General features: G+C 70.8%; 23 protein-coding genes. 11 read left to right on the plus strand and 12 right to left on the minus strand.

All coding sequences use genetic code 11. The features are described from left to right. Positions 1-61: 61 nt before the first annotated feature. From ACFWF2_RS12180 to ACFWF2_RS12200, 5 genes are all read right to left on the minus strand, one after another. On the minus strand, positions 62-1,306 hold the full coding sequence (locus ACFWF2_RS12180) for a transcriptional regulator (RefSeq protein ID WP_379307309.1): 1,245 nt from the start codon (positions 1,304-1,306) through the stop codon (positions 62-64). A 128-nt stretch (positions 1,307-1,434) separates the two neighbouring features. Then, a complete protein-coding gene (locus ACFWF2_RS12185; protein WP_379307311.1) occupies positions 1,435-1,755 on the minus strand; it encodes a hypothetical protein in 321 nt (106 codons plus the stop codon). 67 nt (positions 1,756-1,822) lie between these two features. Beyond that, positions 1,823-2,977: an alkaline phosphatase family protein gene (locus ACFWF2_RS12190; protein WP_379307313.1), complete on the minus strand. Its 1,155-nt coding sequence runs from the start codon at positions 2,975-2,977 to the stop codon at positions 1,823-1,825. After that, entirely contained in the window at positions 2,974-3,291 is a 318-nt protein-coding gene (locus ACFWF2_RS12195; protein ID WP_379307314.1) for a nuclear transport factor 2 family protein, read from the minus strand. Before ACFWF2_RS12195 ends, ACFWF2_RS12190 begins: the two co-directional genes overlap by 4 nt. Before the next feature lie 96 nt (positions 3,292-3,387). Continuing rightward, positions 3,388-4,011 carry a TetR/AcrR family transcriptional regulator gene (locus ACFWF2_RS12200; RefSeq protein ID WP_379307316.1) on the minus strand — a complete coding sequence of 208 codons (624 nt, stop codon included), beginning with the start codon at positions 4,009-4,011 and terminating at the stop codon, positions 3,388-3,390. 122 nt (positions 4,012-4,133) lie between these two features. On the opposite strand from ACFWF2_RS12200, the gene ACFWF2_RS12205 reads away from it, so the two are divergent. Next, the gene (locus ACFWF2_RS12205) at positions 4,134-5,186 is read left to right on the plus strand and encodes an NAD-dependent epimerase/dehydratase family protein (RefSeq protein WP_379307318.1); all 1,053 of its coding nucleotides are present in this window, start codon (positions 4,134-4,136) and stop codon (positions 5,184-5,186) included. Between the two features lie 3 nt (positions 5,187-5,189). Here ACFWF2_RS12205 and ACFWF2_RS12210 read toward each other — a convergent pair whose 3' ends face one another. From ACFWF2_RS12210 to ACFWF2_RS12225, 4 genes are all read right to left on the minus strand, one after another. Then, entirely contained in the window at positions 5,190-6,719 is a 1,530-nt protein-coding gene (locus ACFWF2_RS12210) for a polyamine aminopropyltransferase (RefSeq protein ID WP_379307320.1), read from the minus strand. Beyond that, a complete protein-coding gene (locus ACFWF2_RS12215) occupies positions 6,719-7,144 on the minus strand; it encodes a DUF350 domain-containing protein (protein WP_379307322.1) in 426 nt (141 codons plus the stop codon). The genes ACFWF2_RS12210 and ACFWF2_RS12215 overlap by 1 nt, the downstream gene beginning before the upstream one ends. Before the next feature lie 41 nt (positions 7,145-7,185). Then, positions 7,186-7,623: a DUF4247 domain-containing protein gene (locus ACFWF2_RS12220; protein ID WP_379307324.1), complete on the minus strand. Its 438-nt coding sequence runs from the start codon at positions 7,621-7,623 to the stop codon at positions 7,186-7,188. A gap of 140 nt (positions 7,624-7,763) precedes the next feature. Continuing rightward, entirely contained in the window at positions 7,764-8,687 is a 924-nt protein-coding gene (locus ACFWF2_RS12225) for a LysR family transcriptional regulator (RefSeq protein WP_379307326.1), read from the minus strand. 101 nt (positions 8,688-8,788) lie between these two features. Between ACFWF2_RS12225 and ACFWF2_RS12230 the strand changes: the two genes are divergently transcribed. Genes ACFWF2_RS12230 through ACFWF2_RS12240 form a run of 3 tightly spaced genes read left to right on the plus strand, consistent with a single transcriptional unit; the run spans position 8,789 to position 11,417 of the window. After that, on the plus strand, positions 8,789-9,712 hold the full coding sequence (locus ACFWF2_RS12230) for a zinc-binding dehydrogenase (RefSeq protein ID WP_379307328.1): 924 nt from the start codon (positions 8,789-8,791) through the stop codon (positions 9,710-9,712). Beyond that, positions 9,709-10,677: an alpha/beta hydrolase family protein gene (locus ACFWF2_RS12235; protein ID WP_379307330.1), complete on the plus strand. Its 969-nt coding sequence runs from the start codon at positions 9,709-9,711 to the stop codon at positions 10,675-10,677. Before ACFWF2_RS12230 ends, ACFWF2_RS12235 begins: the two co-directional genes overlap by 4 nt. Continuing rightward, the gene (locus ACFWF2_RS12240; protein WP_379307332.1) at positions 10,674-11,417 is read left to right on the plus strand and encodes an SDR family oxidoreductase; all 744 of its coding nucleotides are present in this window, start codon (positions 10,674-10,676) and stop codon (positions 11,415-11,417) included. The genes ACFWF2_RS12235 and ACFWF2_RS12240 overlap by 4 nt, the downstream gene beginning before the upstream one ends. Here ACFWF2_RS12240 and ACFWF2_RS12245 read toward each other — a convergent pair. The 3 genes from ACFWF2_RS12245 to ACFWF2_RS12255 all read right to left on the minus strand — a co-directional run bounded on the left by ACFWF2_RS12245 (position 11,405) and on the right by ACFWF2_RS12255 (position 14,096). Further along, positions 11,405-11,995, minus strand: coding sequence for a class I SAM-dependent methyltransferase (locus tag ACFWF2_RS12245; RefSeq protein ID WP_379307334.1), 591 nt, complete (start codon positions 11,993-11,995; stop codon positions 11,405-11,407). The genes ACFWF2_RS12240 and ACFWF2_RS12245 overlap by 13 nt on opposite strands. A 71-nt stretch (positions 11,996-12,066) precedes the next feature. Then, a complete protein-coding gene (locus ACFWF2_RS12250) occupies positions 12,067-12,681 on the minus strand; it encodes an HAD family hydrolase (RefSeq protein WP_379307336.1) in 615 nt (204 codons plus the stop codon). 260 nt (positions 12,682-12,941) lie between these two features. Further along, positions 12,942-14,096, minus strand: a complete 1,155-nt coding sequence (locus ACFWF2_RS12255) for an LLM class flavin-dependent oxidoreductase (RefSeq protein WP_379307338.1) — start codon at positions 14,094-14,096, stop codon at positions 12,942-12,944. A gap of 214 nt (positions 14,097-14,310) precedes the next feature. On the opposite strand from ACFWF2_RS12255, the gene ACFWF2_RS12260 reads away from it, so the two are divergent. The 7 genes from ACFWF2_RS12260 to ACFWF2_RS12290 all read left to right on the plus strand — a co-directional run bounded on the left by ACFWF2_RS12260 (position 14,311) and on the right by ACFWF2_RS12290 (position 24,089). Beyond that, positions 14,311-15,810, plus strand: a complete 1,500-nt coding sequence (locus ACFWF2_RS12260; RefSeq protein WP_379307340.1) for a flavin-containing monooxygenase — start codon at positions 14,311-14,313, stop codon at positions 15,808-15,810. 178 nt (positions 15,811-15,988) lie between these two features. Beyond that, entirely contained in the window at positions 15,989-17,260 is a 1,272-nt protein-coding gene (locus ACFWF2_RS12265; RefSeq protein WP_379307342.1) for a hypothetical protein, read from the plus strand. Further along, positions 17,257-18,231, plus strand: coding sequence for a glutamate ABC transporter substrate-binding protein (locus ACFWF2_RS12270; RefSeq protein ID WP_379307344.1), 975 nt, complete (start codon positions 17,257-17,259; stop codon positions 18,229-18,231). The genes ACFWF2_RS12265 and ACFWF2_RS12270 overlap by 4 nt, the downstream gene beginning before the upstream one ends. Next, positions 18,228-19,400, plus strand: coding sequence for a hypothetical protein (locus ACFWF2_RS12275; protein WP_379307346.1), 1,173 nt, complete (start codon positions 18,228-18,230; stop codon positions 19,398-19,400). Before ACFWF2_RS12270 ends, ACFWF2_RS12275 begins: the two co-directional genes overlap by 4 nt. Continuing rightward, complete coding sequence (locus ACFWF2_RS12280) at positions 19,397-21,790, plus strand: tetratricopeptide repeat protein (protein ID WP_379307348.1); 2,394 nt, start codon at positions 19,397-19,399, stop codon at positions 21,788-21,790. Before ACFWF2_RS12275 ends, ACFWF2_RS12280 begins: the two co-directional genes overlap by 4 nt. Then, positions 21,787-22,803 carry a PP2C family protein-serine/threonine phosphatase gene (locus tag ACFWF2_RS12285; protein ID WP_379307350.1) on the plus strand — a complete coding sequence of 339 codons (1,017 nt, stop codon included), beginning with the start codon at positions 21,787-21,789 and terminating at the stop codon, positions 22,801-22,803. Before ACFWF2_RS12280 ends, ACFWF2_RS12285 begins: the two co-directional genes overlap by 4 nt. Further along, positions 22,800-24,089: a VWA domain-containing protein gene (locus tag ACFWF2_RS12290; RefSeq protein ID WP_379084320.1), complete on the plus strand. Its 1,290-nt coding sequence runs from the start codon at positions 22,800-22,802 to the stop codon at positions 24,087-24,089. Before ACFWF2_RS12285 ends, ACFWF2_RS12290 begins: the two co-directional genes overlap by 4 nt. Position 24,090 lies beyond the last annotated feature (1 nt).

Below are 24,090 nucleotides of genomic sequence, written 5' to 3' on the forward strand. Positions count from 1 at the left end.
TGGTGGAACACACTATGGTCGGCGAAGGTTGGTACGAGGTTGGTGAGCGCGTGTGCGCAGGTCAGCCCTGGCGCGCGGTGTAGAGACGGGCGGTGACGACGGCCCGGCGGACGTCCTCGCGTGGCAGCAGGCGCAGGGCGTGCTCGTGCACGGCGACATCGCCAGGGCAGCGCTGGCCGAACGCGACCGCGTGTTCGGCGCGGTCGCTGCCGAGCACCGCGTTGCGGATGCCGACATCGAGGTGGGCCCGCCACTGTTCGACGCCGGGCAGGTCCGAACCGGGCAGCAGCGGACCGCGATACAGCCACAGTGCCGAGGTGAGATCGCCGCCCTCGATGGCCGCGAGCAGGTCCACCGCATCGCAGGACACGGGTCCGGTGAGCATGTAGCGCCGGTTGGCGATCTCGCCGCGGGTGGCCCGGCGCAGATGCGAGACATCGGCTTTGAGCGTGTTCAGCGACACCGCCCGGTCACCGTAGACCGCAGCATGGAGCTGTTCGGGCGTATAGCCCTCGGGTTCCAGCGCCAGCAGGGCCAGGATCTCGAGCTGCCGCGGTGGCAGCGGAACCGGCCTGCCGTCGCGCAGCAGCCGTGCGGCGCCGAGGCATTCGAGCCGGACGCCCGGTGCTGGGGTCGGCGCTTCGGCGCGCAGCATCGTCTCCACCGCGGTCACCAGCGCGCGCACCGAGGTCATCACCATCGGATGCGACCGTTCCCAGCTCGAGGACAGATCGAGCACGCCGACCTGCCTGCCGTCGGGGCCGTGGATGGGCGCGGAATAGCAGACCCAGCCGTGCAGGGCGGCCACCAGATGTTCGGCGGAGAACACGGTGACGGCCTTGTCGTCGTGCAACGCGAGCGACAATCCGTTGGTGCCCATATGGCTTTCGTCCCAGACGCCGCCCGGCGCGAAGTTCACCTGTTCGCCCTGGCGGCGCAGGGTGCGATCGCCCGCGGTCCACAAGATGGTGCCCGATTCGTCACTGACGACAGCGAGATAGCCGGAGTCCTCGGCGATTCCGCGCAGCTGACCCGCGAGTTCGGTGACCGGCCTGCGCAGCGGCGACTCCGACCAGCGGTCGCTGATGTCGTCGAAACCGGGGGCGACGGTCTGGGCTGGGTCCACCGTGTTCAGCGAGCGCTGCCACGACTTGGCCACCTCCTCGCGCACCGGGCCGGTGTCGCGTGGCAACTGCAGGGGGCGCGACGGCGCCGCGAGCCGGTTCCACTGCTGTTCGAGCGCGCCACGATAGTCCGCGAGCCGGTCCGGCCTGGGCGATCCGGCGATCGGGTCGTGTGCGCCCACGTTCACTCCCTGCTCGTCGGTGGCGCTTTCCTGTCTATCAGCTGCGCCACCGGTCTGTGCGCCGATTGCCGGAGGACGGCCAGGTCACCGGCGCATGCCCTGTCGTGGCGGCTTGACGCCGCCGCCGGCTACTTGTTCAGGAACAGGCCGGCGATGTCGGCGTTCTTGATCGGGGTGTCGATATTGCGCTGGCCCGCGCACAGCAGGTCGACCTGCACGATCATCGAGTCGACCAGGGTGCCCGCCGGTTCGTTGTCGGTGCCGTTGCGCTCCTTGATCGCCTTGGTGATGGTGATCCGCTTGGTGTCGGCCTCCTGGTTGACGTACTCGCGGCACGGAGTGTCGCCACCCTGGTTGAGCACCCGCTCGACCTCGGCGCAGCCGCTCGCCAGGACCGCCAGGACCGCGACGCCGACGGCGAGCGCGCCGGTTCGGGTGGTGGCGTGCATGATTCCTCCTGGAGTGTTCGCCGAGCGCGGTTGCGCGTCGAGTGGCCTACAGACTAGGCGGTACGGCTCAGGTGCGGTGGATCCGCAGCGGAACGAGCTGTTCGGCGGCGGTCAGTGAGCCGTGGTGGCCGACCATCATCGACTGCAACGGCTCGGCTCCGGTGCGCACAACGCCACCGTCACCGCACGCGATGACGACGAGATCGCCGATGCGGGCCGCGGCGTCGGCGGTGACCCGCGGCCCGAACCAGCCTGCCTCGATCGCCTCGGCGCGGGTCTTGACCAGGAAGTCGCCCCCGAGCGACCCGATCCAGGTGTCTTCGACGGTGGCGCTCGCGCCCTCGGCGGTATAGACGTGGCGGGCGCGCGGTTCGCCCCCGAGCGTCACCACACCCTCCGACAGGTACGGGTGGGTGTCGAAGTCGATCCGGTCGACGAGCTCGACCATGCCGTGGTCGGCGGTGACGATCAGCGCCGTGCGTTCGGGCAGTCGCGCGGCGAGTTCGGCGGCGATACGGTCGGCGTTGGCGAGTTCGAACCGCCAGGCCCGCGAGGCGGGGCCGCGAGCGTGACCGGTGGTGTCGAGATCCGCGTGATAGGTGTAGACCAGGGTTTTCGGCGCCGAGGTGATCGCCTGCAGCACACCGTCGACGAGATCGCCGACCGAGAAGGTCGGCCGGAAACCGCCGCCGCGCCAGCCCGCCTTGGTCAGGCCGGAGCCGTCCTGGTAGCCGGGCGCGACCTGGATCGCGGCGATCTCGGCCGCGGTGGCGCGCTGGAAGACGGTGGGCTGCGGCTGGATTCGGTCGGGCGGGAACGCGGTCAGCGCGTCGACCTTCGGGCCGTCGCCGATGAGGGTCCAGCGCAGCGTATTGAACAGCCGTTCCTCGTCGGGCAGGCGCAGCAGGTAGCCGACGACGCCGTGCTCGCCAGGCGGCAGGCCGGTCCCGAGGGTGGTGAGGCTGGTGGCGGTGGTGCTCGGGAACCCCGCGGTCATCGTCCCCGGTGGCAGGCTCGACAGGAACGGCGCGGCATCGGCATTGGCGGCCAGTGCCTGCGCGCCCAGGCCATCGATGAGCAGCACGCACACCCGATCGACATCGAGACCGAGGGCGAGCCGGTCGGTTTCGCCGTCGACGCCGAGACAGGCGAGCACGGAGGGAAGCAGATCGGCGAGGGAGCCCTGGCCGTACCGCGGGGTCAGCAAGTGATTGTCGTTCACGCCTGTCCGGTTTCGAATCGGCTGATCAGCCCGTCGCGCACGACGAACCGCCAGGTGGTGCGCATCGAGCCCCAACGGCTGTTGGTGTAGTCGGCGGTCAGCTCCAGGCCGTCCGCGTCGACCGACTCGACCTCCAGACGCCCGTTGCTGCTGAAGATCTCGGCTTCGGTCCACTGCGCGAGATTGCGTTCCACGCCGTCGTCGGACATGGTCGCGTCCTCGGTCAGCACACCGTAGAAGCGGCCGGTGTCCTGGGCGTTGAGCGCGTCGACGAACACTTCGACCACGGGATCGAGTTTCGCGGTGGCAGACATCGGGTCTCCTGCTCGAGGTGGGCACACGAGGGAAATGTGGTGCTACCCACTGTAGGTGAGCGCGTGGGCCCGGCAGGGGGAATAGGCGACGGCGCGTCAGGCGCCGGGGCGGGGCGGGGCGATGAGGTCGGTGAACGCGCGCATGATCGCGTCGACCAGCTCGGGCGCCTGCGTGCCGAGCTGTTCGCTGCGCTTCTCTAGTTGTCCGTCCAGCCACAGCGAGGCCAGGCCGTGCGCCAGCCCCCACCAGGCGACCGCGAGGGTTTCGGCGCGGTCCGCGGGCAGCACGCCGGCCGCGACCGCCTCGATGACGGTGTCGTCGAGGATCTGGAACGCGGCGTCGGCGGCGGTGTGCGCGTCGGGGTGCTTGTCGGGCTCGGACAGCTCGGGCCGGAACATCAGCCGGAACTGCGCCGGATGCTCGCGGGAGAACCGCACGTAGGCATCGGCGAGATCGGTCAGCGCGCCCAGTGGTGTGGTGGCCGCGGCCGTGGCCGCGGCGAGGTCGGCGGCGAGCTGCTGGAAACCGTCGACCGACAGCGCCGACAACAGCGCGGCGCGGTCCGCGAAGTGGTGATAGGGCGCGCCGCTGCTGACCCCGGCCTCGCGGGCGACGCGGCGCAGGCTCACGGCCGCGAGGCCTTCGCTCTCGATCAGGCGCAGGCAGGCGTCCATCAACGTCGCCCGCAGGTCGCCGTGGTGGTATCTGGTGCGCTTCACCCTCCGAGCGTATGCGAGCACCCGGCGAGAATCCGCACTGGACAGAAAATCTATGCAGTGTTTAGATTAACTGAGCACCGCTCAGATGTGCGGTCTCCACCGTAGGACGAAGGGTTGACACCATGACCACACGGGTACTCGTCACCGGCGCGACAGGTTTCGTGGCCGGCCACTGCATCGCCGAACTGCTCGAGCACGGCTACGCCGTCCGTGGCACCGTGCGCGACCTCGACGCACATGCCAAGCGCGCCCACCTGACCGAGCTCGCCCGCCGCACCGGCGGTGAGCTCGAGTTCGTCGCCGCCACGCTCGACGACGACACCGGCTGGGTCGAGGCGGTGACGGGTTGCGACGCGGTGCTGCACGTCGCCTCGCCGTTCCCGTCCGCGCCGCCGGACGACGAGCAGGCCCTGATCGGCCCCGCCGTCGACGGCACTCTGCGGGTGCTGCGCGCCGCCGCGGCGGCCAGGGTGCGGCGCGTCGTGCTCACCTCGTCGGTGGCCGCGGTCGCCTACGGCCACGACGTGGACGAGGTGCGCACCGAGGCCGACTGGTCGGTCGTCGACCGTATCCCGGCGTATCAGAAGAGCAAGACCCTTGCCGAGCGCGCCGCCTGGGAGTTCGTCGAATCACTCGGCGGCGGTATAGAACTCGTCGCGGTGAATCCGGGAATGGTGCTCGGTCCGTTGCTCGACGCGACGACCAGCACCTCACACGAGCCGATCCGCCGTCTGCTCAACCACGATGTGCCGGGGTCGGTGCGTACCGGATGGACGCCGGTCGACGTCCGCGACCTGGCCGTCGCGCATCGGCTGGCGATGGAAGTGCCTGCGGCGGCGGGCAATCGGTACATCTGCGCGGCCGATCCGCTGTGGATGGGCGACCTCGCCCGGCTACTGGCGCGTGACTACGACCCGCAGGGCTTCCGGGTGCCGACCCGGGTCCTCCCGAACTGGCTGGTCCGCCTGGTCGCGGTGTTCGACAAGGGCGTCCGGCTGACGGTGCCGGTCCTGGGCCGCACCGAATACGTCAGCGCCGAGAAGGCGCGGCGGGAACTGGGCTGGACGATGCGCCCGGTCGAGGACACAATCCGCGACACCGCCGACAGCCTGATCGCCTTCGGCCTGGTCAGCGCGCCCAATGGCCGCCGGACCACGCACGCCGCCGCCGTGTGAGCGTCACCGCCATTCCTGGCGTTGCAGGTCTTGGATCACCGGGCGCATGAGGGTCGACACCTCGGGATCGACCGCGCGGCGATCCGGCGGGAACACGGTGGCCGCGGTGAGGGTGTGATCGTCGAGGGAACGCAGTGGGCCGGGGGAGCGCAGCGCCGGTGCCGGGCTCTGCCCGGTCGCGGCGAGGATGAAACCCCAGTCGCCGAAGCTCGGAACATCCACGTGGTACGGCGTCGTGCGCAGCCCGGCCGACCGGAGGGTGGCGTCGATGGTCCAGAAGGAGCGCGGCGCGAAGAACGGTGACCCGGACTGCACCACCATGCGGGCGCCGGGCGCCAGCACATTCGCGGTCATCGCGTAGAACTCCCGCGAGTACAGCTTGGCGACCGAGGTCTGGTCCGGGTCGGGCAGGTCGACGATCACCGCGTCGAAAAGCCCTGGCGCGCCGCGCAACCAGGTGAACGCGTCGGCGGTGACGACCCGCACGCGCGGGTCGTCGAAGGAGCGCTGGTTGAGCGTGGTCAGGCGTTCGTCGGTACGGGCGAGCTCGATCATCGCCGGGTCGAGTTCGACCAGCGTCACCTGGCCGACGTCCGGGTAGCGCAGGATCTCGCGCAGCGCCAAGCCGTCGCCGCCGCCGAGGACCAGCACCGAACGACGCGTGCCCGCGAGCACCGGATGCACCAGCGCCTCGTGATAGCGATATTCGTCGACCGAGGAGAACTGCAGCCCACCGTTGAGATAGAGGCGGGTATCGGTGGTGCCGAACGGGGAGAACGATTCGGTGAGCACGATCTGCTGGTACGGCGTGCGTGACTGCCAGACGATCGGATGCGCGAACAGCGCCTGCTGCGCGGTCGCCTCGAACCGGTCGGCGTAGAGGTAGGTCCCGGTGAGCCCGCAGGCCACGACCACGGTGGCGGCGACCAGAACGTGCCGGGCCGCGCGCGTCATCTGGGCGCGAAAGAAGAAGAACGCCAACGCCAGTCCGGCGACGGCATTGACCACGCCGACAACGAGACTGCCGCGGATCTGCCCGAACACCGGCAGCAACAGGAACGGGAACGCCAGCCCGCCCAACAGCGCACCGACGTAGTCGGCGGCGAACAGATCGGCGACCGCGCCACTGGCTTCCTGCTTGCGGACCTGCTGGAGCAACTCCATCAGCAGCGGGATCTCGGCCCCGATCAGCATCCCGATCACGGCCGCGGCCAGCACCAGCATGCCGGTATAGACGTTGAGCCAGGCATAGCTGGCGTAGAGCGCCGCCACCGACAGCCCGCCGATCACGGCCAGCGCCAGCTCGACCGCGACGAACGCGGCGGCCGCGTGGCGGCGCAACGGTTTCGCGGCGAGCGCGCCGACACCCATCGCGCACACCATCACGCTCAGCGTGATCGAGGCCTGTGCCGCGGTGTCACCGATCAGGTAGCTGCCGAGGGTGACCAGCGACAGCTCGTACACCAGACCGCAGGCGGCGCAGACGAACACGGTCGCCAGCAGCGCCGCCCTGGCCAGGCGGTGCACGGGCATCAGGTGAGGCCCGCGGCCACCACCAGCGCGACCGCGACGTGCGCCGACGCCGTGACCCACACCGCGGGATGCGGTTCCGGATCGGCGACGACGGCCCGGAAATCACCGGGGGTGAGCGCGTCGAGCAGCACGAACGCCAGCGCCATCGCCGCGAGGCCGATCACGCCGTAGATCGCGCTGGCCAGCAGCGCCTGCGCGATCTTGCCCTCGGAGGTCCAGATGGCGGTGGCCACGATGATGCCGACGCCGAACAGGTTCGAGGCGAGCAGGATCGCGGCATTGCGGTTGCGTTCCAGCCAGATCTGGGCGCGCAGGTCGCCGGGCGTGAGCAGGTCGACGATGCCGAAACCGACAGCCATCAACACGATTCCCACCGCGGAATAGGCGAGCGCGGCGCCCGCGTCCGCCGCCAGGTCGGCGAGCATGAGGTCCTCCTGTGCTGTGTGAGGCGAGCCGCCTCGATGAACTACTTGCCGCCGTTGTCGCTGCCGCCGCCGCGGAAATCCCCCGCCGCGGAGCCGCTGTTCCAGCCGTAGGTGCTGGTGTGCGAATGGTGGCGGCGGGTGCCGTTGGCGAGACTGTCGACAAGCACGAGCGATCCGCCCGCGTGCGGTGACACCGCGACGAGATCGGAGTCGAAGCGCAGGTAGTGGTTGTCGCCGGTGTTGCGGCGGTCGCGCGGGTCGGTGGCCTTGGCGATCGCGGCGGCGACGGCGGCCGGTGCGGCGGCCGCGGTGAACGCGAGCCCGTCGTTGACCTGGTCGAGCTGGCGGGCACGCTGGTAGCGCTCGGCCACGAATTCGCGCGGATCTTTGTCGCGGGTCACCACGACCACCACGATCACGGCGACGATGGCAACGACCACGGCGACGATGCCCGCCACGATCCATCTGGTGCGATTCATCGTCACCGCGGCGCCCCGGAACCGGTGCGCCGCACGACTGTCGGCGATGCGCTGATGAGAAACCCTCCCCGTGAAAAACTGGCCGGACTGTATCACCCGGTGCGCCCGCGGCGAAAACCGTTCCGCCCGCGGTGCGGTGGCTACGCCTCGGCGGGCAACCAGTCGCTGGCCGGATCGTAGTCGAGCCACCGCCGTTCGCCCGCTGTCCGGACCAAGGCGGTGAGCAGGGCTTCGAGCTGCGGCGGTTCAGGGCGGGAGCGCCAGATCAGCGACCACGCGTAGAGCGGCGTCGGATCGACCAGTGGGATCGCGCGGACGCCGGGGATCTCCGGTGCAGGCACGTCCGCGGGCAGCAGCACGAAGCCGCGCGGGTCGGCCGCCAGCACGGAAAGCATCGGCGCCAAGCCGAGATTCGGGGTGACGTGATGCTCTGCGATACCGAATCGGTCCGCGAAACGGGCCAGGAAATCGAGGCGGTCCAGGGTGGCAGGGGTGTGCAGGACGCTGCCGCGCAATCGGTCGGGGCGCAGTTCGGTGGCCGTGGCCAGCGGATGGTCGGCGCTGACGAGCACGTCGACCGGTTCCAGGCGGATCAGGCGATGGGTGAGGCCCGCGGGCAGGGGTGGGTGGACCCGGCCGAATCCGGCGTCGATGTCACCGTGGGTGAGGGCGGCGGCGACGGCGGGCAGGTCGCGCCCGTGGCCGGGTTCCAGTGGCGGCACGCCCGGCGCGGTCGCGATCCCGGCGAGGGTGCGCAGCGGCGCGTAGAGATGTCCCCAGACATCGACGCGCAAGGGACGCTGCTCCGCCTGTAGTGCGGCGACGGCACGGTCGTTCGCTTCGAGGATTTCCTGTGCGCCCGGCAGGAAGCGGACACCGTCGCCGGTGAGCCGCACCCCGTGATGGTCGCGGTCGAGGAGCCGGACGCCGAGGGTCGATTCCAGCCGCGCCACCCGTTTGGACAGCGCTTGCTGGCTGAGCCCCAGGGCCGCGGCGGCATGGCCGAAATGCCGTTCCTCGGCGACGAACACGAAGGCACGCACGGTCGCCAGATCCAGATCCACGGTCGTCGACTGTAGCCGTACCCAGCGGCGACAACCGATCGTTGTCGGGATGACCGCCGGGTTGTTGGCCGATCGGGCCCGCGCGGCGGTTACCTCGGGGCATGCAGCGTTTGATTCCGACCGGCGATCCGGAGCGACCGGTCGCGTTCACCGAGGCGGCCGAACCGGTGCCGCGCTCCGACGAGGCGCTGGTGCGCGTCGAAGCCTTCGCCCCGAACCGCGGCGAGACGTTCCTGCTGGAGAATCCGCACCCGGATCTGTTGCCCGGCAAGGACGTCGCCGGGCTGGTCGTGCAGGCCGCGGCCGACGGGTCGGGTCCGCGGATAGGGTCACGGGTGGTCGGTCATCCGCCGCTGGGTGGCTGGGCCGATTACGTCGCGGTGCCGACCGATGCGCTCGCCGTGCTGCCCGACGCGCTCGACGCGGTGAGGGCGGCGGCCCTGCCGCTGGCCGGGATCACGGCCGTGCGCCTGCTCCGCGCGGCGGGCGCCGTGCAGGGTGCGCGGATATTGCTGACCGGGGCGTCCGGCGGGGTGGGGCACTACGTCACCGAACTGGCCGCGGGTGCGGGAGCCGAGGTCACCGCGGTGACGGCGACGCCGGAACGCGGCAGCAGGCTGTCGGCACTCGGCGCCGCCCACGTGGTGCACGACATCGCGGACGCGCCAGGCCCGTTCGACCTCGTGCTCGAGTCGACCGGCGGTTCCGCGGTGGCGGCGTGCCTGGCCCGGCTCCGGCCCGGCGGCACCCTGATCTGGTTCGGGCAGGCCGCCCGCATCCCGGCGACGCTGAACTTCTTCGACTTCTTCGCCGGTCCCGAAAACGCGACGATCCGCCACTTCCACTACGCGGGTGGACCATACGGCGGCGATCTCGGCACCCTGGTGCGGTTGGTGGCCGAGGGCAGGTTGCATCCGGAAATCGGGCTGGTCGCCGACTGGTCCGAGACGGCGCGTGCGCTCGTCGACCTGCGGGAACGCCGGGTACGCGGCAAAGCCGTGCTGACCACGAGCTCCACCCGATGAGCGCCGAATTGGTCGAGGCGCTGTTCAGCCGGGCCACCGGTGCCGGTATCGATCCGCACGACTACCGGCGGACCTGCGCCGAGATCGCCACGCCCGCCGACTGGGCACCGGCGTGTGCGGCGGCCGCGGCCAGGTACCGGACAGCACCGGGTTCGGCGATCACCCGCGGCCACCATCTCCTGGTGGCGGCCCGCTGGTCGCACCTGGCGACACTCGTTCCCGACGAGAACCACGTGGCCCATGCCGAAGCGGCGGACTCCGCTGCCGAACAAGGCTTTTCCCTGCTGGAACCGACAGCGCGACGGATCACCGGTCCGGATTTCACCGGCATCCTTCGCGGGCCCGCCGATGCGGTGGGCACGGTGATCGTGGTGCCCGGCCTCGACTCGAGCAAGGACGAATTCCACGTCCTCGCCGACGCGCTCCTCGCGCGGGGCATCGCGGTCTTCGCCATGGACGGTCCCGGGCAAGGCGCCCGCATCGGAGAATCGACCCTCACCAGTGACTATCCCGCGGTCATCGGCGCGGCGATCGACGCTCTCGGTGTCGCACGGGTCGGCGTCGTCGGGCTGAGTCTCGGCGGCTACTACGCCGCGGCAGCCGCGGCGCGGGACCCGCGCATCATCGTGGCCGCCACGGTGAGCGGGCCCTACCGTCTGGACTGGTCGACCCTGCCCGACCCGGTGCGTGACCTGATGACCCGTCGCGCCGGATCACTCTCGGCCGCCGCATCGTTCGCCGCCACCGTTGACCTCACCGAGCGCGCACCGATGCTGCGCTGCCCGCTCCTGGTTGTCGACGGCGGAGACGACCACATCCCCGGCGTCGCCGACGGCGCGGCACTGGCCGACCACGCCCCGAACGGGCGCTATCTGCGCGTCCCCGGCGGCGATCACCTCGTCGGCAACAACCAGCAGGCCTGGCTCCCCGCCGTCGCCGACCATCTCACCGGAGGACTCGCATGAACCGCTACACCGACAGGATCGCCCTCGTCACCGGTGGCACCAGCGGCATGGGCCTGGCCACCGCCCGCCGGCTGATCGAGGAAGGCGCGCAGGTCGTCGTCACCGGCCGCACCGAAGACCGGGTGCGCGTCGCTGCGGCCGAATTGGGCCCGCAGGCAACCGGTATCGCCGCCGACACCGCGGACCTCACCGCCCTGGATGCGCTGACCGAGGCGATCGCCACCCGCTTCGGTCGCCTCGATCTGGTCTTCGCCAATGCGGGCACCGGCACCTTCGCACCGTTCCCCGACATCACCGAGGACACCTTCGACCACGCCGTCACCGTCAACTTCAAAGGGGTCTTCTTCACCGTCCAGAAGACTCTGCCGCTGCTCACGGCGGGCGCGTCCGTCGTCCTCAATGCCTCCTGGACCTTGCACCGCGCCGACAGCTCCTTGACCCTCTACGCGGCGACGAAAGCCGCCGTGCACAACCTGGCCCGCACCCTGGCCACCGAACTCGGCCCGCGCGGAATCAGGGTGAACTCGATCAGCCCCGGCTACATCGACACCCCGATGTCCGCGGGCGCGATGAGCGAAGACTTCGCGGCGATGGCGGCGGGCCGGGTGGTGGCCGGCCGTTTCGGCGCGGCCGACGAGATAGCCGCTCTTGTCGCCTTCCTCGGATCCGCCGACGCGTCCTATGTGAACGGGCAGGACATCGTCGTCGACGGCGGTTTGGTGGCGGCCTACCCGAGCTGACGCGGGCGGCGCCACAGCAGGGTGTATCGCCACAGGAGACGGCGGCGGATCTGCGCGCCGGGCAGCAATTCGCCGGCCACCGAACGGATCTCGGACAGAGTTTCCCGCGGGTCGCGCACGGCGGCACCGGGTCCGCCGAGTTCGCGACGCCGCCACCAGTCCAGGCCCCGGATGGCGGGCAGCAACGGCAGGTAGTGGAAGTCGGTGAGGGGATGCATCTTCCACAGACCGACCACCGCGAGGGTGCCGCCGGGTGCGACCAGGTGGCGTAGCGCCGCGATGCCGTCGCGGATCGGGACGTGGTGCAGGGTCGCGACCGCGGTGACCATGTCGAAGGTGTCGTCGAGCTCACGGAAGTCGGCCTGCTCGAGATGCACATTGTGCGCAGGCGGTGCGGTGGCGATCACCTTGTCGTCGATGTCGACGCCGAGGACGGCGTCACAACGGGTGGCGAGCTTGCGGGCGAGCAGTCCGTCGCCGCAACCGATGTCGAGTGCGGTGCGGGCCTCGGCCGGGACCTGCTCGAGGATCCAGGGGTGGTACTGCGTGTTGTGATTCCAGTAGGGGTCCGTCGACATGCCACGACAACGGGCGGGAGCGTGGCGAGGTTCCGGGCCGCGAACCCGGCCGCGCGCAGGTGGTTCCGGTCCTATCCGCGGCCCGCCGCGTAGCCGGCCAGCCAATCGGGGAACTGGGTGAGGTCGTCGAGGACGACATCGGCGCCGGCGGCCCGCAATCCGTCGGCGTCGTAGGGGCCCGTCGTCACGCCCACCGCGAGCACCTCGGCGGCCTTGGCGCCGCGCATGTCCCCGGCGTGATCGCCGACGAAGACGTGGGCGGATTCGGCTCGCAGGACGTCGGCCTTGCCGGTGGACCACAGGTCACCGGCGAGACGGTCGATCGTCCAGCCGAGATGGTCGATGTGCAGTCGCGCGTTCGGCTCGAACTTGCCGGTGACGACCAGCGTGCGTCCGCCGCCCGCGCGCACCGTGTCGAGCGCGGCGGTCGCGCCGGGCAGCGCGGGGATGTGCGGGACGACATCGGGGTAGAGCGCGCGGAACCGGGTGACCAGGTGGGGGATCAGGTCGTCGGGTGCGCCCGCGTCGGCGAGCAGGGTGGCCAGCGGCGGCCCGAGGTGGTCGGCGAAGTGGCTGCCCACCATCGGCAGATCGAACTCGCGCGCGAGGGTGTCGATCGCCAGGGCGACACCGGGACGCGAGTCGATGAGGGTCATGTCGAGATCGAAGCCGACGGTGAGGGTCACGAGACCGAGCGTATCGCCGACGCTGCCGACCCCCTGGTGACGGGCTGATTCACGTGGAACGCCGGATGCACTCGATGCCGAAAACGCTTGGGGGAGTGCGGTTGTGTGATGCATGGCGTGCATCACTGCACCGATGGCCGGAAGTATGGCGATTCAAAGGCGAGCACGGCGACGCCAGGTACACCGTCCCGTTCGCCGGTTCGGCAGGGCGGAATGCACGGTCACCAGCAGTGGCTGCCACACTGCATCGACTGCCAGGTTCAGCTACTGGCCGCCGCTGTGAACGGCGCCACCACCGGCACCGCGGCGGGCCGGGACGGGTGCCGCCACACGCCCTTGCGCTCCAGAATCGGCAGTACACCCTCCCCGAACCAGTACGCCTCCTCCAGATGCGGGTACCCGGACAGGATGAAATGGTCGATCCCGAGCGCGGCGTACTCGAGCAGCCGCTCGGCCACCTCCGCGTGCGAGCCGACCAGCGCCGTCCCCGCGCCGCCACGGACCAGACCGACCCCGGCCCACAGATTGGGGGCGATCTCGAGCCCGTCGGTGCGCCCGTTGTGCAGCTGCGCCATCCGGCGCTGACCCTCGGACTCGCTGTTGGCGAGGCTGGCCTGCACCCGCGCGATCTCGCCCGGCGCGATACCGGCCAGCAGCCGGTCGGCCTCCGCCCACGCCTCGGCGGCGGTGTCGCGGCTGATCACGTGGATGCGCAGGCCGAAGTCGACGGTGCGGCCCTCGATCGCGGCCAGGCCCCGGATCCAGTCGAGCTTGTTCGCCACCGCGTCGAGGGGTTCGCCCCAGGTCAGATAGGTGTCGGCGTAGCGGGCGGCCACCGGGCCCGCCGGGCCGGAGGAGCCGCCGAAGAACACCGGCGGAACCGGGTCCGGCCGGGCGCTGAGCAGCGCGTCGCGCACCCGCAGGTGCTCGCCGGTGAAACTGATCGGCTCGGTCGACTCCCACAGTTCCCGCACGATGTGCAGGAACTCTCCGGTGCGGGCGTAGCGCTGCGCCTTGTCCAGGAAGTCGCCGTAGGCCTGCTGCTCGCGCGGCTCGCCACCGGTGACGACATTGAGCAGCAGCCTGCCGCCGGAGTGCCGCTGGAAGGTCGCCGCCATCTGCGCCGCCAGGGTGGGACTGACCAGGCCGGGACGCAGCGCCACCAGGAACTTCAGCGTCTCACTGGTCTGCACCAGCATGGCGGTGGTCAGCCAGGCGTCCTCGCACCACGCGCCGGTCGGGGTCAGCACGCCCTCGAAGCCGTTGTCCTCGGCCGCGGCCGTGAGCTGGTTCAGGTAGCGCAGCGTGGCCGGGCGATCGCCGGACATGAAGCTGCCGTGTCCGCCGGCGACCAGCCCGCGCGAATCGCCATACGTGGGCAGGAACCAGTGGAACGACAGTCCGCGCTCGGTCATGTCCGCCTTTTCGTCGCAGTGATGGGAGTCGGTTATCGACTCTGACCGCCGAAGGCGGCGGCGTCACGGATTCGGATCACCGTGCGCGCAACCCCCGACACGCCACGGCGCGACCGAATCGAACTAGACGTAACTATGCGAAACACGTAATCTTGCCGGAGGCTCGGGCGACGATGCGCGAGCGGCGACGGACCCTACGAAACGAGTTTCCTCAATGACGCGGCATGTCGACGTACTGATCATCGGCGCTGGCCTGTCCGGAATCGGCACGGCTTGTCACCTCACCCGCGAGCAGACCGGACGCAGCTACGCGATCCTGGAGCGCCGCGAGAACATCGGTGGCACCTGGGACCTGTTCAAGTACCCCGGCATCCGCTCCGACTCGGACATGCTCACCTTCGGCTTCGGGTTCCGTCCCTGGATCGGCACGAAGGTGCTCGCCGACGGCGCCAGCATCCGGCAGTACGTGGAGGACACCGCCAAGGAGTACGGCGTCACCGACCACATCACCTTCGGCCGCAAGGTCGTCACCGCCGACTTCGACCGCGCCTCGGCCGTGTGGACCGTGACCGCCCTGATCGAGGCGACCGGCGAGACCGAGACCTGGACCGCCAACTTCCTGGTCGGCGCCAGCGGCTACTACAACTACGACGAGGGCTACCAGCCCACCTTCCCCGGTCAGGACGACTTCCAGGGCAGGATCGTGCACCCGCAGCACTGGCCCGAGGACCTGGACTACAAGGGCAAGAAGGTCGTCGTCATCGGTTCCGGCGCTACCGCGATCACGCTGATCCCGTCGATGGCCGACGACGCCGCGCACGTCACCATGCTGCAGCGTTCGCCCACCTGGATCCAGGCGCTGCCCTCCGAGGACCCGGTCGCGGTCGGCTTCAAGAAGTCGCGCGTGCCCGACCAGATCGCCTACAAGATCGGCCGCGCTCGCAACATCGCCCTGCAGCGTGCGAGCTTCCAGCTCTCGCGCACCAACCCCGAGCTGGCCAAGAAGCTGATGCTGACCCAGGTGCGGCTGCAGGTCGGCAAGAACGTGGACCTGCGCCACTTCACCCCGAGCTACAACCCGTGGGATCAGCGCCTGTGCGTGGTGCCCAACGGCGACCTGTTCAAGGTGCTCAAGAGCGGCAAGGCCGACATCGTCACCGACCGCATCGCGAAGTTCACGGAGAAGGGCATCCTGACCGAGTCCGGCCAGGAGCTCGAGGCCGACATCATCGTCACCGCCACCGGCCTGAACGTGCAGATGCTCGGCGGCATCACCATGAGCATCGACGACGAGCCGTTGAAGTTCAACGAGACCGTCGCCTACAAGAGCGTCCTGTACTCCGACATCCCGAACTTCCTGATGATCATCGGCTACACCAACGCGTCCTGGACGCTGAAGGCCGACCTCGCCGCCGCCTACCTGTGCCGCGTCCTGAACATCATGCGCGACCGCGGCTACACGACCTTCGAGGTGCACGCCAACCCCGAGGACATCGCCGACGAGTCGCTGATGGGTGGCGCGCTCACCTCCGGCTACATCCAGCGCGGCAACGACGCGATGCCGCGTCAGGGTGCCCGTGGCGCCTGGAAGCTGGTCAACAACTACTACCGCGACCGCACGCTGATGCACAAGGCGCCGATCGAGGACGGCGTCCTGCGATTCAGCAAGGTCGGCACCGCCGTCAAGCCGGGCGAGAAGGTCGCGGGCGCGTGACCTAGCGCGTTACGCCGAACCCGACGGGGTCCGTCACACCATCGGTGTGGCGGACCCTGTCGCATCGATGGGCCCGATCCGCTTGTGCGGAGCCGATTTCGGTCGCCCGGGCGAATTGTCAGTGCCTCCCGTACTATCGCGATCGAAGACACCGCCCGGGGAGATGAAGGAGGACGGTGTGGGATCTCGCCTACCGGCGACCATCCGTGACGCGGGGATGTGGCTGCGGCGTTTCGCCGCCACGACACCGGGTGTGCTCGGTGTGGTGCTCGTGGTGATCACGGTGGCCTGCGTGCTCGCCGGACTGACTGCGGGACAACAGCTCGACGCGAAGGCCGGGCGGACCGAACAGGTGCTCGACCGGACCGAGCCGCTGGCGTTCGCCGCGCAAAGCCTCTACGTCTCGCTGTCGGCGGCCGATGCCGGTGCGGCGACCGCGTTTCTGTCCGGTGGCATCGAATCACCGCAGGTGCGTGACACCTACGAGCAGTCGCTCGCCGAAGCCGCCGCCGCACTGGCGGAAGCGACAGCGGGCGCGACCGACGCGCAGACCAGGGCGATCGTCGCCCGGATCGCCGCCGACCTGCCGACCTACACCGGTCTGGTGGAGACCGCCCGCGCGAACAACCGGCAGGGCTTCCCCGTCGGCTCCGCCTATCTGCGGCAGGCCTCTGACCTGATGCAGACCTCGTTGCTGCCCAACGCCGAACAGCTCAACAAGGCCCGCTTCGCCGCGGTGCGCGAGGACCAGCACCGCATCGGGGCACTTCCGTTGACCACGATCGTGCTCCTGCTGCTCGTCCTTGCCGCCTGCGGCGTCGGTTCGGTGGTGCTGCTGCGCCGCACCAACCGGCTGGTGAACGCCGGTGTCGCCCTGGCCGGGGCCGCCGCCCTGCTTGCCGTGCTGTGGTCGGTGGGCGCCACGCTGACCGCCGCGCACCTGCTCGACACCGGTGACTCGGGTGCCGGTGCGCGCGTGGAGAACCTGGCGGGCGCCCGCATCCTGGCCCAGCAGGCCCGCACCGACGAAACGCTGGCCCTGATCACGCGCGGCGACATCACCGCACCCGAAGCGTCCTTCCACACCCACACCACCGACCTGGAACAGCGCCTCACCGCCGCAGGCGCGGCCGACTCCGAAGCGGGCCGCGCACTGACGAATTGGACCGCGGGTCACAATGCCCAGCGCACCGCCTACGAGAAGGCCGACTACACCGGCGCCGTCACCCAGGCGATCGGCACCGGCCCCGACAGCTCGGCCACCAGCTTCGCCCGCCTCGACCACGAACTCCGCGACGCTCTCGCCCAGGCCCGCACCGACCTGCGCGACGGCGTCGACGCCGCCGGAACCACCTTCACCCTCAGCCCCTTCGGCACGCTGATCCTCCTGCTGGCCGCCGCGGGCGCGGTGATCACCGGCCTGTGGCCCCGAATCAAGGAGTTCCTGTGAGCACGCGGCGTCCCTTGCTGATGGCGGCACTGGCCGCGGCGGTCGTGTTGGTCGCCGGTTGTGGTGGCGCACCGGAGCCGTCGACGATTCCGGCCACTGCCGTCGCGCCGCCGCTGCCCGGTGCGGAGGCCATCACGTCGGCGCCGGCCGCAGAAGGCACTGGTGGCTGCGATACCGAGGCGACCCTGGCTCCCACAGGCAGGCCGCAGCCTGGCGCGATGCCCGCCGGGTCGTCGATGGCGGCGATCGTCGCGAACGGCAGGTTGCGGGTCGGCGTCGATCAGAACACCTACATGTTCGGGTTCCGCAATCCGTCCACCGGACGACTCGAAGGCTTCGACATCGACCTGGCGCGCGAGATCGCGCGCGACCTGTTCGGTGATCCCGACAAGATCGAACTGCGCTCTGTGGCCGCCGCCGACCGAATCCCGCTGCTGCGGGAGAAGAAGGTCGACATGATCGTGCGTACCTTCTCGGCGACCTGCGAACGCCGCCGCGACGTCGATTTCTCCAGCGTCTACTACCGTGCGGCGCAACGCATCGCGGCACCGAAGGGGGCGGGGATCACGAACGCCGCGGGCCTGGCGGGCAAGCGGGTGTGTGTCACCAAGGGCACCACGGCGGCGGCGCCGCTGTTCTCGTTGCCGACGCCACCCAGTGTGCTCGGCGTGACCAACTGGACCGACTGCCTGGTCGCCCTGCAGCAGGGCACGGTCGACGCGATCAGCGGCGACGAGCCGATCCTCGCGGGACTGGTCGCCCAGGACCGCAACCTGGAGCTGGTCGGTGACCAGATCGGCACCGGCGCCTACGCGGTCGGCGTGCCGAAGGGCAGCGACGACCTGGTCCGGTTCGTCAACGGCGTGCTCGACCGTGCCCGCACCGACGGCACCTGGCAGCGGATCTACCAGCAGCACCTGGCGGTACTCGGCCCGTCGCCGGGCCCGCCGGTGCCCCGGTACGCGGGATGACCTGGCCGATGCTCGGCATCGTCGAGATCGATCGCGAACTGACAGCGCGCACAGCGGAATTGGCGACCGTGACGACGACGCTGCTGGAACTGGACCGCCACCCCGGCCTTACCCTGGTCCGCCGGTACCCGCCGACGGGGGAGACCGCGCGGCGCTGGGCGCCGGTGGAGAAGGCGCTCGGCGAACTCTGGGAGGACCTGGGCCGGGTGCGCGCCATCGTGTCCGAGGCCGAGCAGATCCGCGGCGGGCGCGGCCGGGTCGACGATCGCGCCCGCGCCCGTCTCACCGAACTGCTGCGCGGCCGCCCGCACGAGATCGCCCGCATCCCGATTCCGCTGGCCCAGCGTGGACTCACCGGTCCCGCCGAAACGATCGTGACCGTCGGCATCGCGGACTCACTGGAGCGCATGCGCGCCGCGTTCGCCTTCGTCGCGCCGTTCGCCGAGGAGGTCGAGGCGGTGGACCGGCAGGTCATCGGCGCGCTCGCCCCGCTGCAGCAGCGCGTCGAGCAGGCGCACGGCGCGCTGGACGCGGCGGCCGAACCGCTGGCGGCACTGTTGAGCCGGGCGGGAACGGACCCGCTCGGTTTCGCGCCGGGCGAGGTCACGGCCGCACTCGCCGCGCTCACCGCGCTGGTCGAGACCGAATCGGCCCGGCATGCCGAGCATCTCGCGGTCGCGGCCGATCTGCCCGGCGCGGTCGAGACCCTGCGCAGGCAACTGACCGGGCTCGACGAGCTGCAGCGCCGCGCCGACGAGACGGTCGCGCAGGCCGAACACAAAGTCGCCACGGGCGAACTACCCGGCGGCGGCGAACCGGCGGCGCGACTGCGCGCCGAGCTCGACACGCTCGGCCCGCACCCCACCCGCCCGACGGTGGAGTACCTCCTGGCCTTGCGTGCCCGCGCCACCCAGGCGGGCGAAACCACGACGCGGCGAGAGGAATTGGCGCGTGGCCTGCTGGACCGGCGGGCCGAACTCCGCGGCAGGCTCACCGCCTACCGCGCCAAGGCGGCACGTCTGGGCGTCAGCGAGAACCGTGACGTGCTCGCCGCCGACCGCATCGCCGCGGGCCTGCTCAGCCGGACACCATGCGATCTGGCCGCAGTAACCCGGGCGGTCGCGGACTATCGTTCGATCATCGGGGAGAAAGCGGGGCGGACAGCATGACCTGTAGTGAACCGGGGTGCGGCGGCGCCGTCGAAGACGGCTACTGTGCCGTCTGCGGCACCGCCCCCGTGGCGAGCGCGCCACCGCCGAGCCCGGCGCACGCGTCCAACGGCGGCCGGTCCTCGCGCACCACCGCGCTGCCGCGCAACGGCACCCCGCCACCAACGCCCGGCGTGTGCGCCGAACCCGGTTGCGGCGGAACGATCGCCGACGGCTACTGCGAAACCTGCGGTACCGCCCCGACCGCCACCGCCGTGTACAGCCCCTCCGCGCCGACGGTGAGCGCGAGCGGACGCACGTCGAGCCGCTCGGTGCGCACCCACCGCTCCGGGTCGGCCCGCTCGGCCGCGCGTGGCAGGCTCGGCGCCGGCCTGGTCGAGGTGCCGCCGGTGCCGCGCGTCGACCCGGCCACGGCCGTGCTCACCGACCCTCAGGTCCCCGAATCCGATCGCTACTGCGGCAAATGCGACAAGCCGGTCGGCCGCAGCCACGACGGCGTGCCCGGCCGTACCGCCGGATTCTGCCCGCACTGCGGCACCCGCTACTCGTTCGTGCCGCGGCTGCGCGCAGGCGATCTGGTGGGCGGGCAGTACGAGGTGGCCGGCGCGCTCGCGCACGGCGGTCTCGGCTGGATCTACCTGGCCGTCGACCATCGGGTCAACAAGCGCTGGGTGGTCCTCAAGGGCCTCATCGACACCGGTGACAGCGACGCCTTGGCAGCGGCACTGGCCGAGCGCCGGTTCCTGGCCGAGGTCGACCACCCCAACATCGTCAAGATCCACAACTTCACCGAACACGCCGACACCGACGGCGAGCCGGTCGGCTACATCGTCATGGCCTACGTCGGCGGCACCTCGCTCAAGCAGATCCTGCGCAAGCACCGCGCCGAGAACGACAGCTACCTGCCGCCGGCCCAAGCCATCGCCTACGTGCTCGAAATGCTGCCCGCGCTGGGCTATCTGCACGCCCGCGGCTGGGCGTACTGCGATTTCAAGCCCGACAACGTGATGCAGACCGAGGAACGGCTCGAGCTGATCGACCTCGGTGCCGTCATCTCGATGGACGACCGCACCAGCCCGATCTACGGCACCCTGGGCTATCAGGCACCCGAGATCGCCGAGACCGGGCCCACCGTGGCCACCGAGGTCTACACCGCGGGCCGCACCCTGGCCGTGCTGATGATGCGGGTGGCCTCGGCCGACGGCAAGCTCGGCCCACTGCCGACCCCCGACACCGAACCGCTTCTCGCCCAGCATGATTCGCTGCACCGATTTCTGCTGCGGGCCACCGACGACGAGCCGCTGGCCCGCTTCGGCTCGATGTCGGAGATGGCCGATCAGCTCACCGGCGTGCTGCGGGAGGTGCTGGCCACCGGCGACGGCATCCCGCGTCCCGGTATGTCGAGCTCGTTCGGCCCGGCCCGCGCGGTCTTCGGCATCGACAGCACCACACCCGAACCCGCCGCGCTCATCACCGGCCTGCCAGCCCCGCTGGTCGATCCGGGCGACAGCGGCGCCGCGCTGCTGGCCACCACCGACGCGGCGACCCCCGCGGAACTGGAGGCGGCGCTGACCGCGGGCCTGCGCGCGGTGGTCACCGGCTCCGGTGAGTCGGTGGAGATTCCGCTGCGCCTGGTCCGCGCCGAACTGGAAGCAGGCGAACCCGAGGCCGCCCTGGCCCGCCTGGACGCACTGGCCGAGGAGTTGGAGTACGACTGGCGCCGGGTCTGGTACCGCGCCGAGGCAGCCTTGCTGACCGGCGACCATGCCACCGCCGCGGCCGATTTCGAGGCCGTCTACGCCGCACTGCCCGGCGAGCCCGCCCCCAAACTCGCGTTGGCGGCCGCGCTGGAACTCGGGGCCGAAGGCGACGAGGCCGCCCTGCGCCGCGCGCTCGCTCTCTACGAGCTGGTGTGGCGCACCGACCACACCTACCTCTCCGCTGCCTTCGGCGCCGCCCGCCTGCGCCGCGCGGCAGGCGACCGGACCGGCGCGGTGACAGTTCTCGACCAGGTGGACCGCACGTCGTCGATGTTCACCGAGGCCAGAGTCTCCGCCGTCGAAACCCTGCTGGCGCGCCGAGACCCGGCCGACCTGGACGAGACACTGCTGCGCGAGGCGGGTGAGCGGGTCGAACGGCTGAGCCTGGACTCGCGCGCCCGCACCGCCCAGGTACGCATGCATGTGCTGGAGGCGGCACTGAACTGGATCCGGTCGGGGCAGCGACCGAGCGCGGCAGGCAAGCTGTTGGACGTGGAATTCACCGAGCAGGGAGTGCGGACGGGGTTGGAACGATGCTTGCGGACATTGGCTCGGGAAGCCGACGACATGTGGACCCGGTTCGTGCTGGTGGATCAGGCGAACGCGGTGCGGCCGAGGACCACGCTGTGAGCGCGCCCGGTTGTCCGGACTGCGCGGGATCGGCCAGGGCGGGGCACCGCTTCTGCGAGGGGTGCGGCCGCGAGCTCGGCGTGCGCAAAGTCGCGCTGCCGATCCACGATCCGGCCACGGTGCCGCAGTGCTCGACCTGTGGGGAACGACGCTACGAGGGCGGCCGCTGCGTGCAGTGCGGCAGCCCGAAACCGGTTCCCGATCGATTCGAGGACGATCTCGGCACGGTGTACATCCTCACCGACCGCGGAATCAGCCACTCCCGCAACGAGGATGCCGTCGCCGCGGCCGTCCGTGACGGCGACGGCACGCGCGTCATCGTCGTCAGCGACGGCGTGTCCACCTCCCAGGACCCGCAGGCCGCCTCCGGCACGGCGGCCAGGTCCGGTGTCGACGCGGCACTGGCCGCGCTCGCCGACGGCCGCTCCGCGCAGGACAGCGCGATGGCGGGCCTGGCGACCGCGACCGCGGCCGTGCGCGGGATGTCCCGCTCGAGCGAATACGCGCCCTCGTGCACGTATGTGTCGGCGATCGTGCGCGAGACCCCGGAGGGCACCGAGATCACCGTCGCCAATGTCGGTGACAGCCGCGCCTTCTGGCTCGCGGCGGGCGACCCCACCGCTTCGCGCAGGCTCAGCGTCGACGACTCCTGGGCCCAGGCGCTCGTCGACGCGGGTGCCCTCGACGAGGAAGCCGCCATGCACGACCCCCGCGCGCACACCCTGCTGCGCTGGCTCGGCGCCGACGGCGGGGAAGCGCCGTGGTCGGCACACTGCCTGCAGCGCATGGTCGCCACCGAACCGGGCACCCTGCTGCTGTGCAGTGACGGCCTGTGGAACTACCTGCCCGACGCCGTCGCGCTGGCAGGCTTCACCGTCGAGACCTCACCGCAGGCCGCTGCCCGCGCGCTCGCCGACTTCGCCTTGAACAGCGGCGGCAGCGACAACATCACGGTCGCGCTGGCCCCCGTGCCCGCGCCCGGCGCCGTCACGCACGATCCAGGAGTGTCATGAGTTCTACAGGGACCGAAGGTATTTCGATCGCCGTCGACCAGAACGAGTTCCTCGCCGAAGGGGCGAGCGTGGTGGACGCAGTGCTGACGGTGACCACCGGCCCCGAGCTCGCCGTCGCCGCGACCCCGCCACCGCGGCTGGAGATCCTGATCATCGACTGCTCGGGCTCGATGGGCAACAAGCGCAAGTTCGAGAACGCGCGCAACGCCACCCGCACCGCCCTCGACGAGATCCCCGACGGCACCGCGTTCGCGATCATCGAGGGCACCGAACAGGCCAGGATGATCTACCCCACCAAGGGCATGTCGGCCCCCGCCGACCGAGGCAACCGCAGTGCGGCCCGCCGGGCACTGGACCGGCTGCGTCCCGACGGCGGCACCGCCATGGGTTCCTGGCTGGCGCTGGCCCGCCAGGTCGCCGCGGCCCACCCCGGCGCGCAGGCGCACGCCATCCTGCTCACCGACGGCAAGAACGAGCACGAGTCGCCGGAGCAGCTGACCACCGAACTCGACCGTGCCGAAGGCCTTTTCGTCTGCGACTGCCGCGGTGTCGGCGACGACTGGATGGCCGCCGACCTGCACAAGATCTCCTCGAAGCTGTCCGGCGACGCCGACATGGTCGCCGACCCCAAGGACCTGGCCGCCGACTTCGCGAAGATGATGCGCTCCTCGGTCGCCCGCGTGATCCCCGAGCTGACCTTGAAGGTGTGGACCCCGGCCGGCGCGCGGGTCAGGATGGTCAAGCAGGTCTCGCCGGTCCTGGAAGACCTCACCGCCCGCCGCGCCGACACCGGCCCGCAGGTGGGGGAGTACCCGCTCTCGTCCTGGGCGGCCGAGGAACGCGAATATCACGTGCAGATCGAACTGGAACCGGCCGCGCCCGGCCGCGAGAAGCTGGCCGCCCGGCTCAGCGTGCTGGCGGGCGACGACGTTCTCGGCCAGGGACTCGTGCGCGCGGTGTGGACCACCGACACCACGCTGTCCACCCGGATCAGCACCCGCGTCGCCCACTACACCGGACAGGTCGAACTGGCCCAGGCCGTGCAGGAGGGTCTGGCGGCCCGCCGCAGCGGTGACCTGACCACCGCCACCGCGAAGCTGCGGCGCGCGGTGGAACTGGCGGCCGCCTCGGGCCACGAATCCACCGCCAAGCTGCTGCGCGGCGTGGTGGAGGTCGACGACCGCGACGGCACGGTCAAGCTGCGCGGCGAGGTCGCCGCCGCCGACGAACTCGCACTCGACATCCGCTCGACCAAGACGGCGCGGGTCCGGCCGGAGGGTTCCTGAC

Source organism: Nocardia sp. NPDC060259 (genome assembly GCF_042728775.1).
In the GTDB taxonomy this organism is placed as follows: Bacteria; Actinomycetota; Actinomycetes; order Mycobacteriales; family Mycobacteriaceae; genus Nocardia.

What these genes read in the sequence shown, in the direction of transcription:
- ACFWF2_RS12185 (WP_379307311.1), bottom strand. Translation starts at nt 1,755, where the DNA reads ATGCACGCCACCACCCGAACCGGCGCGCTCGCCGTCGGCGTCGCGGTC.
- ACFWF2_RS12195 (WP_379307314.1), bottom strand. Translation starts at nt 3,291, where the DNA reads ATGTCTGCCACCGCGAAACTCGATCCCGTGGTCGAAGTGTTCGTCGAC.
- ACFWF2_RS12205 (WP_379307318.1), top strand. Translation starts at nt 4,134, where the DNA reads ATGACCACACGGGTACTCGTCACCGGCGCGACAGGTTTCGTGGCCGGC.
- ACFWF2_RS12210 (WP_379307320.1), bottom strand. Translation starts at nt 6,719, where the DNA reads ATGCCCGTGCACCGCCTGGCCAGGGCGGCGCTGCTGGCGACCGTGTTC.
- ACFWF2_RS12215 (WP_379307322.1), bottom strand. Translation starts at nt 7,144, where the DNA reads ATGCTCGCCGACCTGGCGGCGGACGCGGGCGCCGCGCTCGCCTATTCC.
- ACFWF2_RS12220 (WP_379307324.1), bottom strand. Translation starts at nt 7,623, where the DNA reads ATGAATCGCACCAGATGGATCGTGGCGGGCATCGTCGCCGTGGTCGTT.
- ACFWF2_RS12230 (WP_379307328.1), top strand. Translation starts at nt 8,789, where the DNA reads ATGCAGCGTTTGATTCCGACCGGCGATCCGGAGCGACCGGTCGCGTTC.
- ACFWF2_RS12235 (WP_379307330.1), top strand. Translation starts at nt 9,709, where the DNA reads ATGAGCGCCGAATTGGTCGAGGCGCTGTTCAGCCGGGCCACCGGTGCC.
- ACFWF2_RS12240 (WP_379307332.1), top strand. Translation starts at nt 10,674, where the DNA reads ATGAACCGCTACACCGACAGGATCGCCCTCGTCACCGGTGGCACCAGC.
- ACFWF2_RS12245 (WP_379307334.1), bottom strand. Translation starts at nt 11,995, where the DNA reads ATGTCGACGGACCCCTACTGGAATCACAACACGCAGTACCACCCCTGG.
- ACFWF2_RS12255 (WP_379307338.1), bottom strand. Translation starts at nt 14,096, where the DNA reads ATGACCGAGCGCGGACTGTCGTTCCACTGGTTCCTGCCCACGTATGGC.
- ACFWF2_RS12260 (WP_379307340.1), top strand. Translation starts at nt 14,311, where the DNA reads ATGACGCGGCATGTCGACGTACTGATCATCGGCGCTGGCCTGTCCGGA.
- ACFWF2_RS12275 (WP_379307346.1), top strand. Translation starts at nt 18,228, where the DNA reads ATGACCTGGCCGATGCTCGGCATCGTCGAGATCGATCGCGAACTGACA.
- ACFWF2_RS12280 (WP_379307348.1), top strand. Translation starts at nt 19,397, where the DNA reads ATGACCTGTAGTGAACCGGGGTGCGGCGGCGCCGTCGAAGACGGCTAC.
- ACFWF2_RS12290 (WP_379084320.1), top strand. Translation starts at nt 22,800, where the DNA reads ATGAGTTCTACAGGGACCGAAGGTATTTCGATCGCCGTCGACCAGAAC.